At 45.7% G+C, this 18,293-nt stretch carries 15 protein-coding genes; all 15 read right to left on the bottom strand.

Annotation, left to right across the window (positions count from 1 at the left end; genetic code table 11):
- Positions 1 to 764: 764 nt before the first annotated feature.
- The 15 genes from GA0061070_RS20045 to GA0061070_RS19960 all read right to left on the bottom strand — a co-directional run bounded on the left by GA0061070_RS20045 (position 765) and on the right by GA0061070_RS19960 (position 18,101).
- A complete protein-coding gene (locus GA0061070_RS20045; RefSeq protein ID WP_090137773.1) occupies positions 765 to 1,445 on the bottom strand; it encodes a hypothetical protein in 681 nt (226 codons plus the stop codon).
- Between the two features lie 254 nt (positions 1,446 to 1,699).
- Positions 1,700 to 2,740: a hypothetical protein gene (locus GA0061070_RS20040; RefSeq protein ID WP_090137771.1), complete on the bottom strand. Its 1,041-nt coding sequence runs from the start codon at positions 2,738 to 2,740 to the stop codon at positions 1,700 to 1,702.
- A 244-nt stretch (positions 2,741 to 2,984) separates the two neighbouring features.
- Complete coding sequence (locus GA0061070_RS20030; RefSeq protein WP_090137767.1) at positions 2,985 to 3,944, bottom strand: reverse transcriptase family protein; 960 nt, start codon at positions 3,942 to 3,944, stop codon at positions 2,985 to 2,987.
- A 679-nt stretch (positions 3,945 to 4,623) separates the two neighbouring features.
- Positions 4,624 to 4,962 (bottom strand): hypothetical protein, encoded by a 339-nt coding sequence (locus tag GA0061070_RS20020; RefSeq protein WP_090137763.1) that lies wholly within the window; start codon positions 4,960 to 4,962, stop codon positions 4,624 to 4,626.
- 327 nt (positions 4,963 to 5,289) lie between these two features.
- Entirely contained in the window at positions 5,290 to 5,868 is a 579-nt protein-coding gene (locus GA0061070_RS20010) for a recombinase family protein (RefSeq protein WP_090137759.1), read from the bottom strand.
- A gap of 543 nt (positions 5,869 to 6,411) precedes the next feature.
- Positions 6,412 to 7,473, bottom strand: coding sequence for a hypothetical protein (locus GA0061070_RS20005; protein WP_090137756.1), 1,062 nt, complete (start codon positions 7,471 to 7,473; stop codon positions 6,412 to 6,414).
- Positions 7,474 to 7,475: 2 nt separating this feature from the next.
- The gene (locus GA0061070_RS20000; protein WP_167353603.1) at positions 7,476 to 9,179 is read right to left on the bottom strand and encodes a site-specific integrase; all 1,704 of its coding nucleotides are present in this window, start codon (positions 9,177 to 9,179) and stop codon (positions 7,476 to 7,478) included.
- A 284-nt stretch (positions 9,180 to 9,463) separates the two neighbouring features.
- Positions 9,464 to 9,787, bottom strand: coding sequence for a TA system toxin CbtA family protein (locus GA0061070_RS19995; protein ID WP_237766384.1), 324 nt, complete (start codon positions 9,785 to 9,787; stop codon positions 9,464 to 9,466).
- Between the two features lie 36 nt (positions 9,788 to 9,823).
- Positions 9,824 to 10,147, bottom strand: a complete 324-nt coding sequence (locus GA0061070_RS19990) for a type IV toxin-antitoxin system YeeU family antitoxin (RefSeq protein ID WP_023325920.1) — start codon at positions 10,145 to 10,147, stop codon at positions 9,824 to 9,826.
- 21 nt (positions 10,148 to 10,168) lie between these two features.
- Complete coding sequence (locus GA0061070_RS19985; protein WP_090137752.1) at positions 10,169 to 10,390, bottom strand: DUF987 family protein; 222 nt, start codon at positions 10,388 to 10,390, stop codon at positions 10,169 to 10,171.
- An 8-nt stretch (positions 10,391 to 10,398) separates the two neighbouring features.
- Positions 10,399 to 10,854, bottom strand: a complete 456-nt coding sequence (locus GA0061070_RS19980; protein ID WP_090137750.1) for a JAB domain-containing protein — start codon at positions 10,852 to 10,854, stop codon at positions 10,399 to 10,401.
- A gap of 32 nt (positions 10,855 to 10,886) precedes the next feature.
- Complete coding sequence (locus GA0061070_RS19975; protein ID WP_208598191.1) at positions 10,887 to 11,705, bottom strand: DUF932 domain-containing protein; 819 nt, start codon at positions 11,703 to 11,705, stop codon at positions 10,887 to 10,889.
- A 414-nt stretch (positions 11,706 to 12,119) separates the two neighbouring features.
- Complete coding sequence (locus GA0061070_RS19970) at positions 12,120 to 13,298, bottom strand: GIY-YIG nuclease family protein (RefSeq protein WP_013365103.1); 1,179 nt, start codon at positions 13,296 to 13,298, stop codon at positions 12,120 to 12,122.
- Positions 13,291 to 15,336, bottom strand: coding sequence for a DEAD/DEAH box helicase (locus GA0061070_RS19965; RefSeq protein WP_023325916.1), 2,046 nt, complete (start codon positions 15,334 to 15,336; stop codon positions 13,291 to 13,293). The genes GA0061070_RS19970 and GA0061070_RS19965 overlap by 8 nt, the downstream gene beginning before the upstream one ends.
- A complete protein-coding gene (locus GA0061070_RS19960; RefSeq protein WP_090137746.1) occupies positions 15,336 to 18,101 on the bottom strand; it encodes a class I SAM-dependent DNA methyltransferase in 2,766 nt (921 codons plus the stop codon). The genes GA0061070_RS19965 and GA0061070_RS19960 overlap by 1 nt, the downstream gene beginning before the upstream one ends.
- Between the last annotated feature and the right edge of the window lie 192 nt (positions 18,102 to 18,293).

Below are 18,293 nucleotides of genomic sequence, written 5' to 3'. Positions count from 1 at the left end.
AACGGGCTTTACGCATAGCGATCTCCTTCGTTGGAAGATTGATTATGCCGGATGCTCTCTAAATATGAATGGCACGATTATGCGGGATACTTACAGTATCACTCTGATTTTTGCATATGACTCGGAGCGGCATTTTTGCCGCTCCTCACAATAAACAGAATCGACCTGCACCCAGTATTAGATACAACAACGGTCGGTTAGTAAGAGATATTTCGCCCCATGCTCAAAACGGAAAGATGGTGGCTGTACGAGTGGTTATCTACTGACTTTTACCGCAAAGTCATCAACGAGGAGCAGGTCATTAAAATTTGAAACTGAAAATTACACACATGTGCAAACTGTTTAAATATGCAATCAAATTGCAGCGGTGATCATGAAAAGCATTTCAATAAACGACACAGTATTCATATTTTTGCAAATGAGATAAAAGTTAAAGGATAATGAAAGTCTGGCGATGAACAGCCCCCTCGCTTAATGATGTATAGTAAGGGTTTTTCATGAGCTTCCTATGCCTTTATTAGATGATTTCTTTTAAGCTATTATAATCAAAAAACTCTGTTGCTTTATGGCGTTCTAGGAGAAGTTCAATTTTTGAGAACGTGTCTATCTTTTTCAATAAAGATGCCGGTATTGTTGATAGATTTATTTTTATGCTTTCATCCTGCAGCGTTATTTTTCCCATTGCATAATCATTAAGATAATATCCTTCACCTTGATTAATCGTGGATAATATTTCTTGTTTTGCCTTTAATGTTTCTAAAAAGTTATCTTGCTTTGTATATGTTATATAAACCTTGATCAATGAATAAATGTAATTCGTTCATCACGATGAAAACGGAAAACTCCGGCGTTTGTGCCTTGAGTTGAGGTATTACATGGGAACCCCAACTATCATATTCTTTTAAAAGTGCATCCCAGTTGAACATTGCGTTTAAAGTGGTGCTTAGGATATTAATTTCTTCATAATTTTTACTTATGTTGTAGTTTATAGGAGGCATGCCGCAATGTTGAACATAGTTCCTAAGTTTGCCCATAAATTTATATGAAAATTTACTGTCAAACTCATGAGCGGTAATTTCTTTGAAAAAAGAAATTTTTGTTCCTTTTTCGTCATCACTTTTATGTATATTTGCTTGCATATGATCTATAAAGGTCCTGGCCGATGTGAGGAAATTAAAAATTAATGCATTTGATTCTAGAAGTAAATTGTCGAAAGGATAGCCTAGATCGTTAAGTTCAATAGATGTATATTCCATTGCTTTTTTTACAAAAAAGTCGTTGAGCGAATTGTAATTATAAATGACATATTCAATTAGTGCATGGTGGCGTTGAAATGCAATTAATTTCGAACAGTTGGATATAATACTATCGACTTCTATTGGGGAGAGAAGTCGAAGTGACTTAATATTTCCTTCGGTCAAACGAAAGAGTTCTGAAGTAGACATTAGCGTTCTCTTGGCTCATCCTAATACTAGTAATTTCTTTCTCAGTATTCAATCTAAAATCAAGATGTACCATTCATAAGCCCAAAAAACTCTTATTGTCAAATTCGGTGATTGTGTGGGGTGAGTCCGGGCTTGAGTGTGACCTTAACTAAAAGAGATGTTCCTACGTTGTCACCATTTTATCAGCATTAATAATGAAAGCGTGACTTAACTCACTGTTTTATAATGCATGAAATGCAAGCAATAAAAACTAATTAATCATCTTTATGAAGTCTGTAGTTACAGGAACCACATAGTCCTCCATTACCTTGATCATCCTGCTGTAATAGTTCCTCACAATACTTGCAGTATTTATAGTCCAACTCGTCATTGCACCAGCGGCAACTACCTTCAGCTATAACATAGGTGTCGTGAGCACAGTTTTGACACTGCTCGTAAGTTGGCTCATCTCCATCTGGTGGCCAATAGAAGAATTCATGCTCAAATGAATCTAGCAATAAGGGTGCGATAGGAGCATGTTCACCGCAAGATATACAGCAATACTCAAAATCATCTTCATCTGATTCGACTGTATATCCTTGTTCAAGACTCTTCGGTGAAGCTTTCAAAAGTCTGGAGCCACATTCACTACATGTACAATTTTGTAAGAACTCTTGCATCCCAGCAGGAATTCCCGCATCTAACCAAGAGGTTTCACATTCCGCCAACTGCTTATTATAGAAAGTTTGGTGTGCAAGCATAATTTCCCATGAAGAACCCAAAACATTTTGGGGGGACATTTCTAGTTCATCATTGATGAAATCTGTTAGTACGGGGAATAAATTAGCAACAAAACCAGCTAGTTCGCCGAGTGTATTCTGTGGGTGTAAATGTTCTAAGTGATTACGACAGTCACGTAATTTTCCGATCGTACCCCAGTCAACATTAACCTCAAAAGTCTTGAAACGAGCCTCAATATCAGAGACATCAATGGTTTTGTCTTTCAGAAATTTATCTTCTGGTTTCCACTCAATACCACCAGAACCATCAGGTCTTGGTAAAATATTCTTAGGGGGAATGTGAATTAAACGATAAGCATCCTCAGGAGTATCAACAGAATTAGCTAGTTTGTACTTGAAAAGGAGCATCATTCCGGCAAAAAGATTCCTTACTGATGACAAAGCCCTAGCGGGATTACCACCATCATTTTCATCTTTTTGGGATATCTGGAAGTCTTCAATACCTAGCTGGATAGAGGCTTTGGCGTTTTCGTATAGCTTTTCAGCATCAAGCTCTGGTGTAGGGGCGTTACTCATGGGCAATCAATCCTATTTGATAAAAACCAATCTAACGAACAAACGTTATAAAAAGTTTAAGCGGATGGACGCAAAGTGGACATTGTCTATAAAAAAGGGGCTACGCTTTCACGTAACCCCTTGTTTTAATTGGTGGAGCTGGCTGAGAGCGACACCAAATTCTAACTGTCTGATTCTTTGAGCAATGTAGCGGGAATCAATGTCACAGCAGTATGGCACACCCAACTATCTACGATCAATAGCCCTAGCTGCTCTCTGTTGATTGCTTCTTGGCTGCTTTGAGTTGCTGTGTGAAAAAACGGGCTTTATCTTTCTGTCGAAAATCTACTTGACCGGCTGCGTGCAACTTACCTGCGAGCTTCTCTAGATGAATAATTTTTGCCGAGTTATCCTTTACTTTAGCCAAGTCAGCAAATTCTTTACGAATTGAATTATTGTGTGCCCAGCGAACCTTTAGCTCTCCATCCTGAATCACTATCCCTGTAAGAAGTTTTCCCTCTGATGATTGATAAAATCGTTCTTTTTTGTCTTTAGATGTAAGCCCATAAGATTTAATGCATTTTTTAGCTTGGGCAGCAAAACCTTTTGGTATTTTCGACCCAGAAAATGCTACATCGTCAACATATGCTGTAAATACTAGGTTGTTTGAGGAAGCAAGTTCGCTAAGAGTGTCGAACATGTCTCTGTTAGCCCAAAAAGCCATTGCCATGCTTATTGGGCTACCTGTGGGTACTTTTCCTGCAAAGGTTACGAGATTAGTCATCAGGTAAGCCACATCAGGCGACATTTCAAATTTTTCAGCAAATGCTTTGTAAACTTTTGCTGCTTTAGTTGAAGGGAAAAACTTGTGAATGTCGAGTTTCAAAAGTTCAGTTGCATGCCTGTGACATTTTGCATTGGTCAGCGTTGAATGCTTTTTCCGTCCGGAATGCAGATAGGGGGGTAATTCAATCCTACTCAATAATGCACCAATCCGTTTGTGCACTGCTTTTAGTTGTGCAATTGGTTCCTGAATTGCTCTTCCTGCATCGTTTTCGAATTCTTTGTACGCAGAATCAAGCATGAGTTTATCTGCTTGTTTTTTTGATAAGCCTATGATTTCTAATAGTTTCTTTTTTGATTTCAGCTTAAAAAGAGGAGATTGGTTCAGAGGGTAAAGCTTGGGGGAACTATGAAGACTAGAGGAACGTTTTGTGCTTATCATCGTTGTTGGTCCTATCTTTTATGGCCTCCATTGGATTAAATCCTTGATGGATGACCAGACGGAAGCAACGCCATCAGAATGAAAAACCTCCGAGATGATCTCGCGGATGAATAGACCGAGTAGATACTTGGCTACACCCTTGAAAAAACCCTTGGAACGGTCATTCGCACAAAACGTTTGCTGAACACTAGTCCGGTACTTCTTACGTGTCTTGCGACCCATAATTACATCTCCTTTTCAGTTCCCGATGACCAACATGGCCACCAGTCTCGCCTGAACTGACAGGAATAAGAGATGTTCAGCAATTAACCCCAGTTTTCGACGTCACAGCGTGACGTCCTCTCGCCACAATCCCAGCAATCCAAGCTGTCCCAGTACGAACCAGAGCGTCGGTGATGCGTAGCATCGTAACGCGTGGAACACTGCGTAAGCGCGGCATGCGTCGTGTGGGGGAGAGATTAGAGGCCGAAACCTCCACGACGGCTGACAAGCAGACCATCAAGCTTTTGCGAGAAGTTCTCTCCTAGGTACTAGCATGAACATTTTATGATCATATTCATGTGGTTAGCAATAGATCGGTAAGAGGTTTGTTTCAAAATGTTAGTGATGATGAAAATGAGAATTAGGACGTGAATTCAACTCCCTAACTGGAAGCTGAATTCATTTGGTCATGGCGTTACTACTTCCAGTCGCAGGCTCTCCAATTACCCTGATCCCACAGATAGAAACGAATGACGTTATCCTTGACCCATGTCTGAATTTTGGCTCTCACATCACCGTTACTGAACGTGAGTACGGCCCGTTCCCGGTCTTGTTGTTCGAATGTTCTAAGGGCAAGAGTCCCGAAACCTCGAACCGTGAAGTAGCCATCCTGCCAAGAATTATTCATGTGAATCGTGCCTCTGACATTGCTAGGACAATTTAGGTCAATAACTTGATCTTCCAAAGACGATGCTGTGGCGAGGCTGGACACGGAAAGCAATAACATACTTGTTAAAGCCTGTGTCAGTATTTTCATAGCGTTTTCCTTAAAAGCTGAGTTGTTAGGGAATTTTGGTTGCAGTACACGGAGCCCAGCTACCGTCAGTATCCTTGAGGTAGAATGCGGGTCCGCTATATCGGATTTGTACTTTTGCCTCGGTGTGGGTATCTGCGAAGACGAGGGTGATGTTTTGGTCAGTCTCGTTTTCTATGTGCTCAAAGGGCAAAGCCATTACTCCCTCGGCGGTCAGGACGTTATCTTTAATCGTTGCATGGACTCCGTTTGCACAACGAAGCCATACGTTGATGGGCGGTGCTGCAAGCGTATTTACGCTATAAAGTAGAGCCAGAAGCAGATATCCCTTTAGTCGTTGCAATTCTTGTTCTCCAGTAAATCGGGCCTGTTTACCCGGATGATGCGATAAATGCTGGTGATACCTATCCCCAATTGACGAGATATTTCTGGCTTACTAAATCCTTTCTCTAACAAGGCTATAACCTCTTGCGATTTGCTTCTGGCGGTGGCTTTCCGGCCTTTGTATTTGCCTTTGAGCTTCGCCAGTGCGATCCCTTCGGCTTGTCGTTCCAGCATCATTTCGCGTTCGAATGTCGCGATAGCACCGATCATGGTCAGCATGAGCTTGCCTGTTGGTGTGGATGTGTTGATGCCGATGTTGAGAATGTTAAGAGCCACCCCCTTACCTTGCAGATACTCCGATACTTCCAGCAGATGACGGGTGTTACGAGCGAGGCGGTCAAGTTTCGTTACCTGCACTGTGTCGCCTTCCCGGACGAACTCCAGCATTGCTTGTAACTCAGGCCTGTCATCTTTTGCCCCGCTTATCTTTTCTTTGAATATCTTTTCGCAGCCGGATAATGCTTCGAGCTGTGTATCCAAACTTTGCCCGGTGGTAGACACCCTGGCGTAGCCGACAGTAGCCATGTGAGCTCCTTACCCTGCCAATAGATCATGCTATGCTGCAAAGACCTGCCAAAACGCCAAAACAATCCTGTGGCATGACCTGAAAGGGCATTCCATAGTTGCGTTGGTGGCAGATCTTTAGGGCATGGTTATTGGCAGGGGGAAAGTGGTTGGTTAGATTGCAGAAATGTCCGGTGGTGTAAACATTTTGATGATTGATTCAAGTAATGCTGTTGCAAAGGCAACCAAGCCAGTTACCAGTGCTGGAATGATTACATCTCGTATAAACATAGTGCCTCCTGTGGGTGGTTAACACGTTGCTTATACCGGCGAGAGAAAGGATTATTGGCCATGCAGGGTGACACTTTTTCGATGGTGTTAGATCTGCCAAAAAGGTTGATGTGGTCAGCCTTTACTTTGAAATAAATCACCTTTGACAACTGAATCCTTATACATTTATAGAGGCTATAGGGCTATGTTGCGGTAGGTTTTGGGGGTTACGGCGTTTCAGCACACCGTAATCCCCGCAGTATCGACGTTTCTATGTAACTTTAGTCGAAACGGTTAGCAAGATTTCAGGTTTTGAAGAACGTATTCAACTGCCCTTGCCGGAAGCCAACGATATAGCACACTGCTAAATGACATCAGCGAGACTTTCAATTGGCGGCTTGTCTTCGTTCTGGCGTTGAAGTAGCTGATTCCACATCGGTCTAGAGCCTCTTTTATGCCACGTAGCGGTTGCCTTTCGTAAGGCAGCCAATCTGCATTCATATTCAACGTAGAATCATACGCTTTCTTGGCTGAGGATGAATCGATAGTGATTACATCGTCCTCGATGGCTCGACAAGCGGTGATAATTCCTGACAAAAATACGGCTTCGAAGCTAACCAGCCCATTATAATCACGCACAAGTTCAAACCATCTGTCGCTTTCATCATGTTTGACCCTGATGATTGCTGCACTCGGTTCCTCTTGCTTGATTTCGTGGTCCCTCAGCAAATCGGCGGCCCTGTTTGGCGCTAGAGCATGTTCTTCTTCGTCGAACTCGATGAGATATAGTTGATAATTGGTGCTATCTTCTTTGCCATTACTGTAATGTTTTACTGCAAAATCGACGTAATACTTGCCGTTACACATTCGGTACTGAGATTGCAGTTCGTAATCACCATATGTGATGCTTTGTAGCTCATTATCAATGAACGCACGTAAATTATGACCAAAAACTGTCTCTCTGCGGCTTAGCCCGTTTTGCCGTGGCAGACGGATACCTGTGTACCGTTCGACCCACTGAACAATCTCAAGATGCTTGTGATTTCTGGAGCCGTGAGTAAGCAACACTAATGCCGAATGAGCTGAAATCCATGTATTTTTGACAATTTCATCAGGCAAAATAGCACTAATCTCGCGAATCTCCTTTCCAAAGATGTCGTAAGGAAGCTTCCGCACCATGCTTTGGCAAGTTTGATACCAAATTTTTTTCGTCCCACGCGGTTTCGGCAGGTTTTTAAACAGCATATAGAGGTTGATATGCCACTTCTCATCATCCGTCTGTAGAAACATCGCGTGGCGAGGAAGAGTCCTATCTACTGGCGTAAAAAGGCGGCTTTGGCTAATTAATTGGCTCATTGCTACGCCCTCCCTTTGAGCTGGTGGAACATTCCCAATGATGTATAAGGCCGTACATCGGAAATGATTTCACTAAAATCAATGGAGTTTACCAACTGTTGCATCACTCGCTGATCAGCCAACAAGGAGTTGCCATAACTATTGATCTGGTGACCCATCAACCGGCAAATTCGCTCCTCTGAATCTGTTAAATTCACCAATTTGTCTCTGAACATGTGCCGAAATCCATGCAATGTTACGTGAGAAGGTTGTCCTAAGGCGTCGCGGAAGTTGCGGATAAACCACTCGCTGGGTTTGGCTGAATAGCTATCTTGAATCAGCGGGATGTTATGAAACAAACGTGTATCGTCTGTAAATTTTTCCTTCAAATCTTTGATAAAATCTAAAAAACCTAGCCCGATGAGCTCTTGATGAACTGGAATGAAACGCTTGGCATTTGGTGTCTTTAACCATTGATCTTCCCGGCGGTTGTCGATGAGGAAGCAATGAACTCCATCCACATCTACGATATCATCAATGTAAAGTTGAGATACTTCTCCTGCACGCATCCCCGTAAATAGGCAAATTAAGGGTAAAAAGAAGTGATGAGGATGTTGCACCAGCTTTGTTTTAATACCTTGGTGCTCGGTAAACAAGGTATGGCTGAATACCCGCTTTGCCTCAGCATCAGTGATAGAGGCTCTATCATCTTTGTGGTTTTTCTTTGGCATAGGAATACTTCTACTTGGGAATGGACTTGACGGAATGTGCTTCTTATCCACCACCCACTCAAAGAACTGGTTGATTTTGCCATGATGGGCGTTAGCCGTAACCAAACTGATTGATTTTTCTGTATTAGTTTCAATAAGGTTACTTAACCTTGAGGCCAGCAATACCTCCTTTTGAAGACCCATAGGAAGTTTTGAAAGGTTATCATAAAATTCCCTGCCCATTGCCCCGCTGATGGTATGAACGGGCACGTCACCAAATGAGCTGAGGATAAGTGCTCCGTACCATTCATACTTTTTCTGGGTACGTTTGGAGTGGCCCTTAGCCTTATTTTCAGTAGCATAAGTTTGTAACAATTCAGACAGTGTTGGGGAGTCTAACGAATCCGCTGCAAAGGGAGGCAAAGTTGCAGGGGAGGAAGCTGAAAGCCACTCAGCATCACCACCAAGAATGATCGCTCGGGTATCCTGCAATGATTTGACCTTGGCTTGCGCCACCATACGAGCAATAACTTGATAATCGTATTCGCTGAGAGTGGCTTTGAGGTGTGGCAGTTCGTCCAAAACTGTATTTGCTTCGGTCCGGTGCAGGGATGGCTTATCATCGTAAGCAATGCGTTCCTTCAAATCAGAGACGACCATATCTAACGTCTCTAGATAATCGTTCAGGTCGCCTTCGTTACGTGCAGAACCGCAGAACCAATGTTCTGTTTCTTCGGCGGTCCATTCGGCAATTTTTGCTCGAAGTTTTGCTTTGATTTGCTCTTGTGCTGATTTTTCCATCACGCCATTCTTCTGTTTCTTGGGGGCCCCCAAAGAAGCAACCATCTGTTGGCAAAGTGTCTGTAAACGCAGGGCGAGAAACCGGGCACGCTGTAAGCTTGCTGTTTGCAGGCTCAGCCTGTACTCGATTGCATTGCCCTGGGATACAAAGCGCTTTCTAAACCACCATGTGTGATTACGCTTGTAGAGGTAATGGGGGATGCTGTTGGACGGCATATGGTACACTCCTGAGTCACAGTTGTGCCACATGCCCAAAGAAAAACGGCCTGAATCTCTAAGAGAATCAAGCCGTTAGGTTTGGTGGGCTGGCGGAGTCTGAATTGGTTTTATAACTATTTGTTTTATATGTGCTAATAATCAATTCAATTTTCATTTTGGTCCCATTGTTGGTCCTAAAAGAAAATGTCAGGTTTTTTGCAGGGGGGGAGGTTACAGCATGAGTCTCTTCGTCTGTGAGATTAGCATTTTGCTTTCCTTTAGTCTGCTCTGTATTTAGCCGTTTATTTCACGTTAGTTTTTAGCAAGCCGGTAGAGCGCCTTGCTCGCCGAATATCTACTACGGAAATATACGGGGTCTGCTCTTGCCATGAAAATCCCTTCCGGTCTATACGAACCAGTTCGTACTTTTCGACCAGAAAATTCACCGCATCGGCTAGAGTTATCCCCGCCTCGATATGTTCCTGAATGGCCGCGTCGTCGTGGAATGGCGTGTCGTTAAGTACCAGACCGTAATGATGTTCCAGCAGATACGTTAACAGTTGCTGCCAGACCTGTACGGGTGACAGGCGTGATGAAACCGGCACCGTGGCCGGTACAGATGAAATGTGCATGTGTTAGATCCTGATAAAAGAAGAGAAGGTTTACTTGGTTGTAGATGCTTGAGGATAAATAACGATGTAAACATAGCCATGAGAGTCGAGAGTGTCAGCCTTGCAGGTGAGTCCGTTATGATGCAACGTGACGCAATGCTGATAGCGTGGATTCAGTTCACCGGTTGTAAGCATCAATTCAAGCTGTTTCATCACTAGCGGAAATACCTGATCCAGACACAGCGCCTCCTCCTCGTTAAACGTACCGCTAATACCTGCACGGTCCGCCAGAAAATGCAGGCGACAACCTTCCTGCACAAGCCTTGCACCGAAGCACGGCGATATATCGCGCTTCAGTCCCCATGAATTTTGCATTTTTCTACTCCTTATTAAATGTCAGTTGGTGGTGATGCACATCAGCCGTGTATACGGACCGTGGTTGTCTCGACGACGTTCTGCGTAAACCGCCAGCACACCGGAAATTTCCGCGACATCCTGACCGGTGTAATGACTGGTGCTGCCGTGCCATTGGTATTTGCCCGTGCAGTAGCGAAAAATTCGGGAGTCCGTATGCTGCCGCTGAATCGCCATCGCGGCCTTTTTATCGATGATTTTCATGGTTAGCCTCATAGCCAGCCGCGTTCAGCAAAAGAAAGCACATCGCCGATGCCAACAATAAGATGGTCCAGCACCCGCACATCTACCATTGCCAGCGCGTTCACAAGATGTTGAGTGATGTTTCGATCCTGTTTACTCGGTTCTGTCTCTCCGGATGGATGGTTATGGGCCAGAATCACAGCGGCAGCGTTATGGCGTAGTGCCAGATGGACTTCGGTATGGTTAATCGTGCCCGTAAAGAGCGTCTCACATTCCAGAAGACGGTTCTGATTATCGAGATATAAAACAAGAAACACTTCGCGTTCCTGCAGGGCAAGACGCAACTGCAGCCAGGTTTTGGTGAAGGTAGTGGAATGAAATTGTTCGCCAGGCTGGCGCTGATATTTTTCCAGTAAGCGGATAGCGCGACGAATGGTGCGCGCTTCAGTTACTGGAAGATCAGGAGGTAGATTTATCTCTGACATGACAGGGCCTTACAGGTAATAGAAAAAGTTGTTTATGAAGCGAGTTGAAGCATATTTTCAGCCATCACCCATAGAGCACGATTGAGCTTTACATCTCCGTCGATACCTTTGACAGCACGGGTTTGAGTACGCTGACCTTTCGTCGTTCGTCCCAATAGTCCGCCTTTTATCAAGTTCTCCTGAATGCGTTGGTAAGTGGTCCACAGGTCGTTGCTTTCATCCTGCCAGCGGCGCGAGGAAAGGATCTGCGATTCCGTCACCGGCTGATGCTCTTCACCAAAGCGATAGGTTAATGCCGCTTTCGCCATCGCCTGCTGTGCTGGTGGCGGTAACAAAAGCGACTGCATGGCATCGCGCTTCTCTTCCACCTGGTCAAAAATTCCGAGCACTTCGTAAGCCCCTTCAATGACTTTCTCCACCACGTTGCCTTTATGCGGCACACGTACTTCACCAAAGCTCTCACCGCAAATCAGCCCGTTCTGGCAGACTGCACGAAATAGCCCCGGCAACATCTGGTATGAGCTGGAGCCGTCATGGCTGTTGAGCAGAATGATTTCCGGCACCTGCTTACCGGTGATTTGCCCCTCACGACGCAGGCGCAGCATGTGTTTGGTGTGCTCACGCTTGCTCTGGTTGCGCACTCGGGTCTGGCAGGCAAAGAATGGCTGAAAGCCTTCCTGCTTCAGGCTATCAAGCAGTGTGATGGTTGGGATGTAGGTGTAGCGGTCTGAGCGGGATTCGTGCTTGTCGGTACCAAATACACTGGGTACATGGGCCATCAACTCGTCGTTTGTCAGTGGACGGTCGCGGCGAATCTGGTTAACTCGGCCAAAGCGGCTGGCTAAACGCATAATGAAACTCCTTTGTGGTTAACGTTATAAATGCAAAAAGGCCGCACTTCCGGTAAGAAGTACGGCCTTTCTGCATGGATTTGATGTTGCTGGGGTAAGGGGGAAAACTTTCTGTCGTTGATAGAGGCAACGGCTTGTTAAGCTCTACTATGAGCGAACAGCGGAAGTAAGTACTTATCTACCAACAAGAAAAATAGTTATGAAAGCAGTTTTTTTTAACCACGAATCAGATCATAGCACTTGAAAGTAACTGGACTGACCCCGCCCCGGTAGACGATCCTGCCCTATAGTTGGACTGACGCACCGTAGCGGCTTCTATGAGGATGAAAGACGACTCGAACCGAGTCATCTTTAGCCTTATAATGCCTTTCTGTTCCCTGACACTTAGGTTTATGGCCAGGGTACTTTCTGGCCTTATATTTTCACCAGCTTTGCACACATGGGGTCATAGATATACTCAATGATGCTACCATCCTTGATACGTTTAACCGCCTCGTCGATGACGAACAACGGAACGAGGAACCATTCCTCGGGCTGAACAGGATGGCCGAAACGGTCGTGAATGGTGATGTTAAGTCGTGCGGGTGCGAACAGCCTGTGAAAAAGGTTTTCCATCCGCGTGCGGTTGATACCTGCGAGCTTGTATGAAGCGACCACCTCGACCTTCGCCAATAAATAGGTGGAATCGTGTTCAGCGTTGGCTATGCGCGTCTCTACCTTGCCGCCGGTCACACCAATCTTGTGAATGACATCGCGATGCTCGGCCACATAAGGATTTTCAGATAACGAGCGCAACACATAAATGGTGCCACTTTCTAGATCGCTCTCTTCTAGAGAATCGCTGAACAAGGGTCCCATGTCTGGATCGGTAATTCGGCGTGCTGTTTCGTCTTTGTACAAAGCACGAACCAGTGATAGTCGAAGAAGATTACTTTCCGTACCATTTGAGAAAATGACACGCAGCCGAGCATCCTTCTTACCCTGTGGCGAGTCGAACTCTGTTCCTTCCTCAGACACATAAGCTGTTTGACCATCTAGGATGAACCAATGACCCACTTCAATAGTTGCATACTGTCCAAATGGTCGAGTCACCCTTAACCCTGAACTCAGATCGCTGCGCACTTGCTCAAATAGCGGCTTAAACGTATCAAAGTCCTCACACGGCTTGCGATCCGCGATCCCTTTTGCAGCACGCTTTTCGGTGCTGGTACGAACATGACGTAAGACTGTTATGTCTTCCTCGCTGGTAACATCCGCCAGTTCGGCAGCCAAATCATCGAGGTCAATAATTGCGTCCGCTAACTCCGCTACGACGCCTTCCCCAGCTAAGAGGCCCTGCTTATCTATCGGCGTAAGCAAAGCATGCCAGCTAGTGAGGCGACGTAGACGGTCGAGCCGCACGGCATATAAACGCTCGAAGATATCGCGATCTTCACCATGTTGCGGAGTACGCCCATGTTGCTTAACGAAGCGTTGAATTTCCTCAAAACTGGCTATGACACGCTCCTCGCTGGCTGAGTATCCTTTTTTCTTCTCAGGTGGTGCAAACTCGGCAAGTTCGGCCGCCAAATCGTCTAAATCAGAATTACTCATAACGCCCCTCCGCCCTGAAACGCATAAACGCGGCTGCGCCTTCGGCAAGGTGTTTTTCCCAGGCATCCGACGAAGTTAACGATGGAAGTCGCTCACGTTCACGCTTGAATTCAGCGGCACGCTTGGCGATCACTTTAGCATCTTCAGGCGTAATAGAGGTGCGCTTGGCGGAGATGGCCGCCGCGACCTGCTTCAAACTATCTTCGCTCATCGCCTTAGCAAGGATGGCATAGGCTTCACCGAAGGGGTTGATGCGGTCGATAAGATCTATGTCTAAATCGCGTACGTCCATCGCAAAGCGACGCACTCCGTCAATAAGAGCAGTATTAAGCGTCCCATCGTTCTCTCCGGTGACAAGCTGCTTGGCCTGCTGCGTGAGGTTAAGGGCGGCGATAGCGTGCTGACGGACAGCCTCCTGATCTTCAGCGTCAAGTTCAGGATACTTTTCTTTGATGATCTTACCCATACGAACCTGAGTTAATTCTTCGGGAATCAGCTCTTCATCGAACAGACCTCGTTCGAGGGCTGGCTTGTCCTGCACGAAGGCCGCGATCACTTCGTTTAAATCTTCCTGACAGATGCGTGCAGCCTCTTTGCTTTTGGGCTCGGTAAGTCCCTTAATCTCAATTTGATACGTCCCTGTCTGCTCATTAACACCAATATTACAGCTATCCGGGTCATACCCTCCATCACCATAGTCAAAACCTGTAGTCGGGCCGCTTTCTGGATTCTTGGGCTTGAACTCGAAGCGCGGAGCCAATACCTGCTCCATCAGCAGGCTTGCCGCAATGGCTTTTAAGGTATCATTGACGGCCTCGGTGACTGCGCCCTCTACAGCGTCCGGCTCGGCGATCAGGTTAGTAAATCTCGCGTTGGTTTTACCCGGCGCATCACGAGTGGCGCGACCGATGATCTGTACGATCTCAGTTAAGCTGGCACGGTAGCCAACAGTCAGTGCATGTTCACACCAGATCCAGTCAAAACCTTCCTTCGCCATACCGAGTGCAATAATGATGTCCACATAGTTGCGGTCTGTCTTCATATCTACAGCACGGAGACTTTCCTGAATCTTGCCTTGGCTTGTTGGGTCCACTAAGTCAGCGATACGCAACACTCGGCCATCAAGGCATTTGACTAGTTGAAAACCAGTCGCAGGGTCTGCTCCTTGCCAATCTCCAAGCTCACCAAGAATGTGCTCGACCTCCTTGATCTTATCCTTCGTGCTCTCACGTGAATTGACGTTCGGAATGTGGATAATGGTCTTCTGTGCAGGATCGAGAACATTGAGGATGTCATCGACGTAAGAGTCACTGTAGAAGAAGTAACCGATGTCGAGTTGTTTGAGGTACTCGTAACCGTTGAGCTGTTCGTAGTAGGTATAGGTGACAGTATCGAACTTGGATTCATCCTGTGGTGCTAAAACGGCTTCCGCATCACCTCGAAAGTAGGATCCTGTCATGGCGACGATGTGTGTCTTGTCCCGCTCGATGAACTGTCCCAGATGCTGACCGAGCTTGTTATCCGGGTTGGCTGAAACATGGTGGAATTCATCAACAGCAATCAGGCGGTTGTCAAACGCTTCAACGCCATAAGTATCGACCGCGAAGCGAAAGGTTGCATGTGTGCAAACCAGTACCTTGTCGCTACTTTCAAGAAAAGCACCGAGAGATTTCACCTTACCGCCGTTGTCGTTACCCGGTGCGTTACACAAGTTCCATTTAGGTTCGACCTGCCAATCAGCCCAGAAGCCATAGTGCGACAGCAGTTCATTGTTGAAGCTAGAGCCGATGGATTTCTCTGGCACGACGATGATTGCCTGCTTGATCCCTTGGTTTTCGAGTTTATCGAGCGCGATGAACATCAGCGCTCGACTCTTACCGGAAGCAGGCGGCGACTTGATGAGGAGGTATTGTTCTCCGCGTTTCTCATAGGCCCGCTCTTGCATAGGCCGCATCCCAAGCACATTAGCCTTAGTAGATGCACCATGCCGGGCATATTTAACTGAAACAGACGGTACAGGTTTTTTCTTGCCGCTCATTAGTTAGCTCCCATCATGCGCTTTTTGCTCTTTGCAGATGCAGTCGAAGAGGTCATTTTGGTATAGAGGTCAAACAGCTTTTCCAGCCGCTCAGTATTATTCTTGAAACGCCGGCCGATGTAGATGCGTTCCAGCACTTCGTCATTACGTTCGTGCGCCATACGCAGGTCAGGAGGCATCTTCTCCTGGTCGTAGAGATCTGCAATAGTCGCGGGAAAGTGATGTTCCCGCGCCAAAAGGATATCCTCTGCACAACGGGTTAGATCAGCCTTATTCTTTTCTGTCAACTCCGGTACGGGAAATGTATTATAGCCAAGCACATTGGAATAACTTATTCGTTCTTCTAGTTTTCCACATACTGCTTCTACCCAAACCCGATGAAGTTTGGACGAACAAAGAGCAAATACGTAAAGGTCTGGCTCATATACAGCAAATAATTTATTGGTAGCAATGCTTTCTTCATCAAGAATGCCACAGGGAATATATTCCCTTTTCTCTGACGATACTTCTGGAACAACCATGGCACGTTTTCCATAATCCTGAATTTGAATAAAGCGGTGTGCATCATTTGCTCGTTTGCGAGTAGATTGTGCTGGGCTTTGAAGGCGAGCTTGGGTGACCCCCCCCAAACGGCGAGATATTTCGGTTATGCTCCTGGCATCTTTCAGTTCGTAATCTTCAATCCAGATGCAGTATCTGTCCACTCCGTCAATGAGTTCCTTAGAGCCATATAATTTTCGAAGGTAAATTTCCGCCTCTGGATTTCTTCGAAGTAGATCACGCTTCTCCCAAGGTGCGAGGATTAAGTTACCTCCATCAGTAGGTTGATTCCCTTTTAGCATCTTGGGTAGAGACGAAATGGACTCACTATGTCTAGGAATAAAGACATCCGCAAAATCCAAGAGGTAAGGATTAATTCGAGTCACCTCTTTCCGGATATTATCAAAGTAAATAAATTTACTGCCAGGCTTTATTGCGCGAATGCCCACAATTACGCACGTAACCCCTGCTTTATTCTTCGCTAAGTTACTCCACTTAAAAGATGTATGTGCGAAGTATATTTCCATGTTCTTATTAAGAAGCGTCGGCCACAGTAAGTTGACTTGCTCACCTTGACAGATTGAATTAGTCGTTACAAAAGCTGCCGCGCCATTGACGTCCTTACAAAACTTCGACGCAAGCCAGAACCAGCCCGAAATATAGTCGAGATTTTTGTATTTTATATTACTAGCCTCAAAAAGTTTCTGGATATCGCTTTTTTGAGCCGCCGACTGCTTTGAACTACCTACATAAGGAGGATTTCCGCAAATATATGTTTCGCCGCCTTCGTTCTCGAAGTCGATCTCGGCTTGATTGAGCGGTGACTGAAGAAGGTTATCCGAAACCAGCTTCACACCTGAACCACCTACATCCATCAAACTTAACCAATCGAGTCGAAGAGCATTATCGCACGTAATCCAATTATCGTATCTAAGAGGCAGGAACTCAGCTAAAGCCAACCTCTGCCCACGATAAAGCACATCGCACTGATATTCGGCAATGACTAGTGCGAGGCGAGCAATCTCTGCCGGGAAGTCACGCAGCTCTATGCCCCGAAAGTTGGTGATTGGTATCTCCGACTTTCGATCCGGCTCGTCGCGACGCCGATTGATTTCCGCTTCGATAGCACGCATTTCTTTGTAGGCAATGACTAAGAAATTGCCCGAACCGCAGGCTGGATCGAAAATCCTTATTCTAGCAATACGCTTTCGTAAGTTAAGTAAGGCCCTCGCATTGTCGTCAGCCTCTTCCAGCTTCGTACGTAAATCATCAAGAAAAAGAGGATTAAGCACTTTCAAAATATTGGGAACGCTGGTGTAATGCATTCCCAGCTCACCTCGCTCTTCGTCTTCCGCAATTGCCTGAATCATCGAACCAAAGATGTCCGGATTAATCTTGGTCCAGTCAAGGCTACCCACATGTAGGAGGTAGGAGCGCGCAATCTTACTAAACCGTGGCACATCATCGTTTCCCGAGAACAAGCGTCCGTTAACATAAGGAAACTCGTCAGCCCAGCGCGGAATTCCTGCGGCCGCTCTCTCTTTACGGTTGGTATTCATGGTACGGAACAGGATGGCAATGACTTCGTGAGTATTCGACGAATCTCTCAAGCTCATTTGCTCAATAGTTTCAGTGAAGCGGCCCTTACCGACGAAAATGTCAGTATCTTCAGCAAAAAAACAGAAGATAAGCCGCGCCATAAACTTATTCATGTCGTGGCTACGCTCAGCTGTACCCCAGATGGGATTTTCTTTCAATAACTCGACATATAATCGGTTCAGACGGCTAGTTGCACGTATGTCAAAGGCATTCTCGCTAATCTGACGGACGGTGCTAATACCCGCCAGGGGTAGGAAGAAGCCGAAGTGATCAGGAAAATCTTTGAAGGCACAGGCCACAGTCTCGCCGCTTGTCAGGTCTTCAGCTTCTAAGTAAAAACCGTCAGTAGCAAGGACGAATTTTGCTTTGGCCTTGGCTGTTACCGGACTAGCTTTGAGAGCTGCTAGCGCCTGCGTTACCTTACCTGTTTCGCAGGTTAGGAGATGAATGTTGTTTGTCTGAAGTACTCCACCGAGGTCAGACTTGTTCGAAGTTCCCGCTCTTAGGCGCTTAATGGTCGTCGACTTATTGCCAAAAGCTTCAAGAAATTGGTACGGAAACTCAATAAAATCAAAAGGCTGCTCAGCAAGGTCAGTAATGGCTTGTTCAATTTCTATGGCGTTCATTGACGTACACTTCTCCATAGTGGCATAGCCGCTTGGCTACTCTCATTCTGCATTGAACTCATGTCTTGTCCTGCGTTTTCTTGGAAATTTTTGGCAAGAAGTTTAACAGAATTGAATCCGGCTCTGTAGCGGATTCGGCCCTCTACTCAATGCTTCGCGAAGCACTGTGACCTGTTTAGAGCGAGTATTGTC

The organism is Kosakonia oryziphila (assembly GCF_900094795.1).
Classification (GTDB): Bacteria; Pseudomonadota; Gammaproteobacteria; order Enterobacterales; family Enterobacteriaceae; genus Kosakonia; species Kosakonia oryziphila.
The sequence above is the reverse complement of the archived record's forward strand: the minus strand, read 5'-3'. Positions and strand labels throughout refer to the sequence as shown.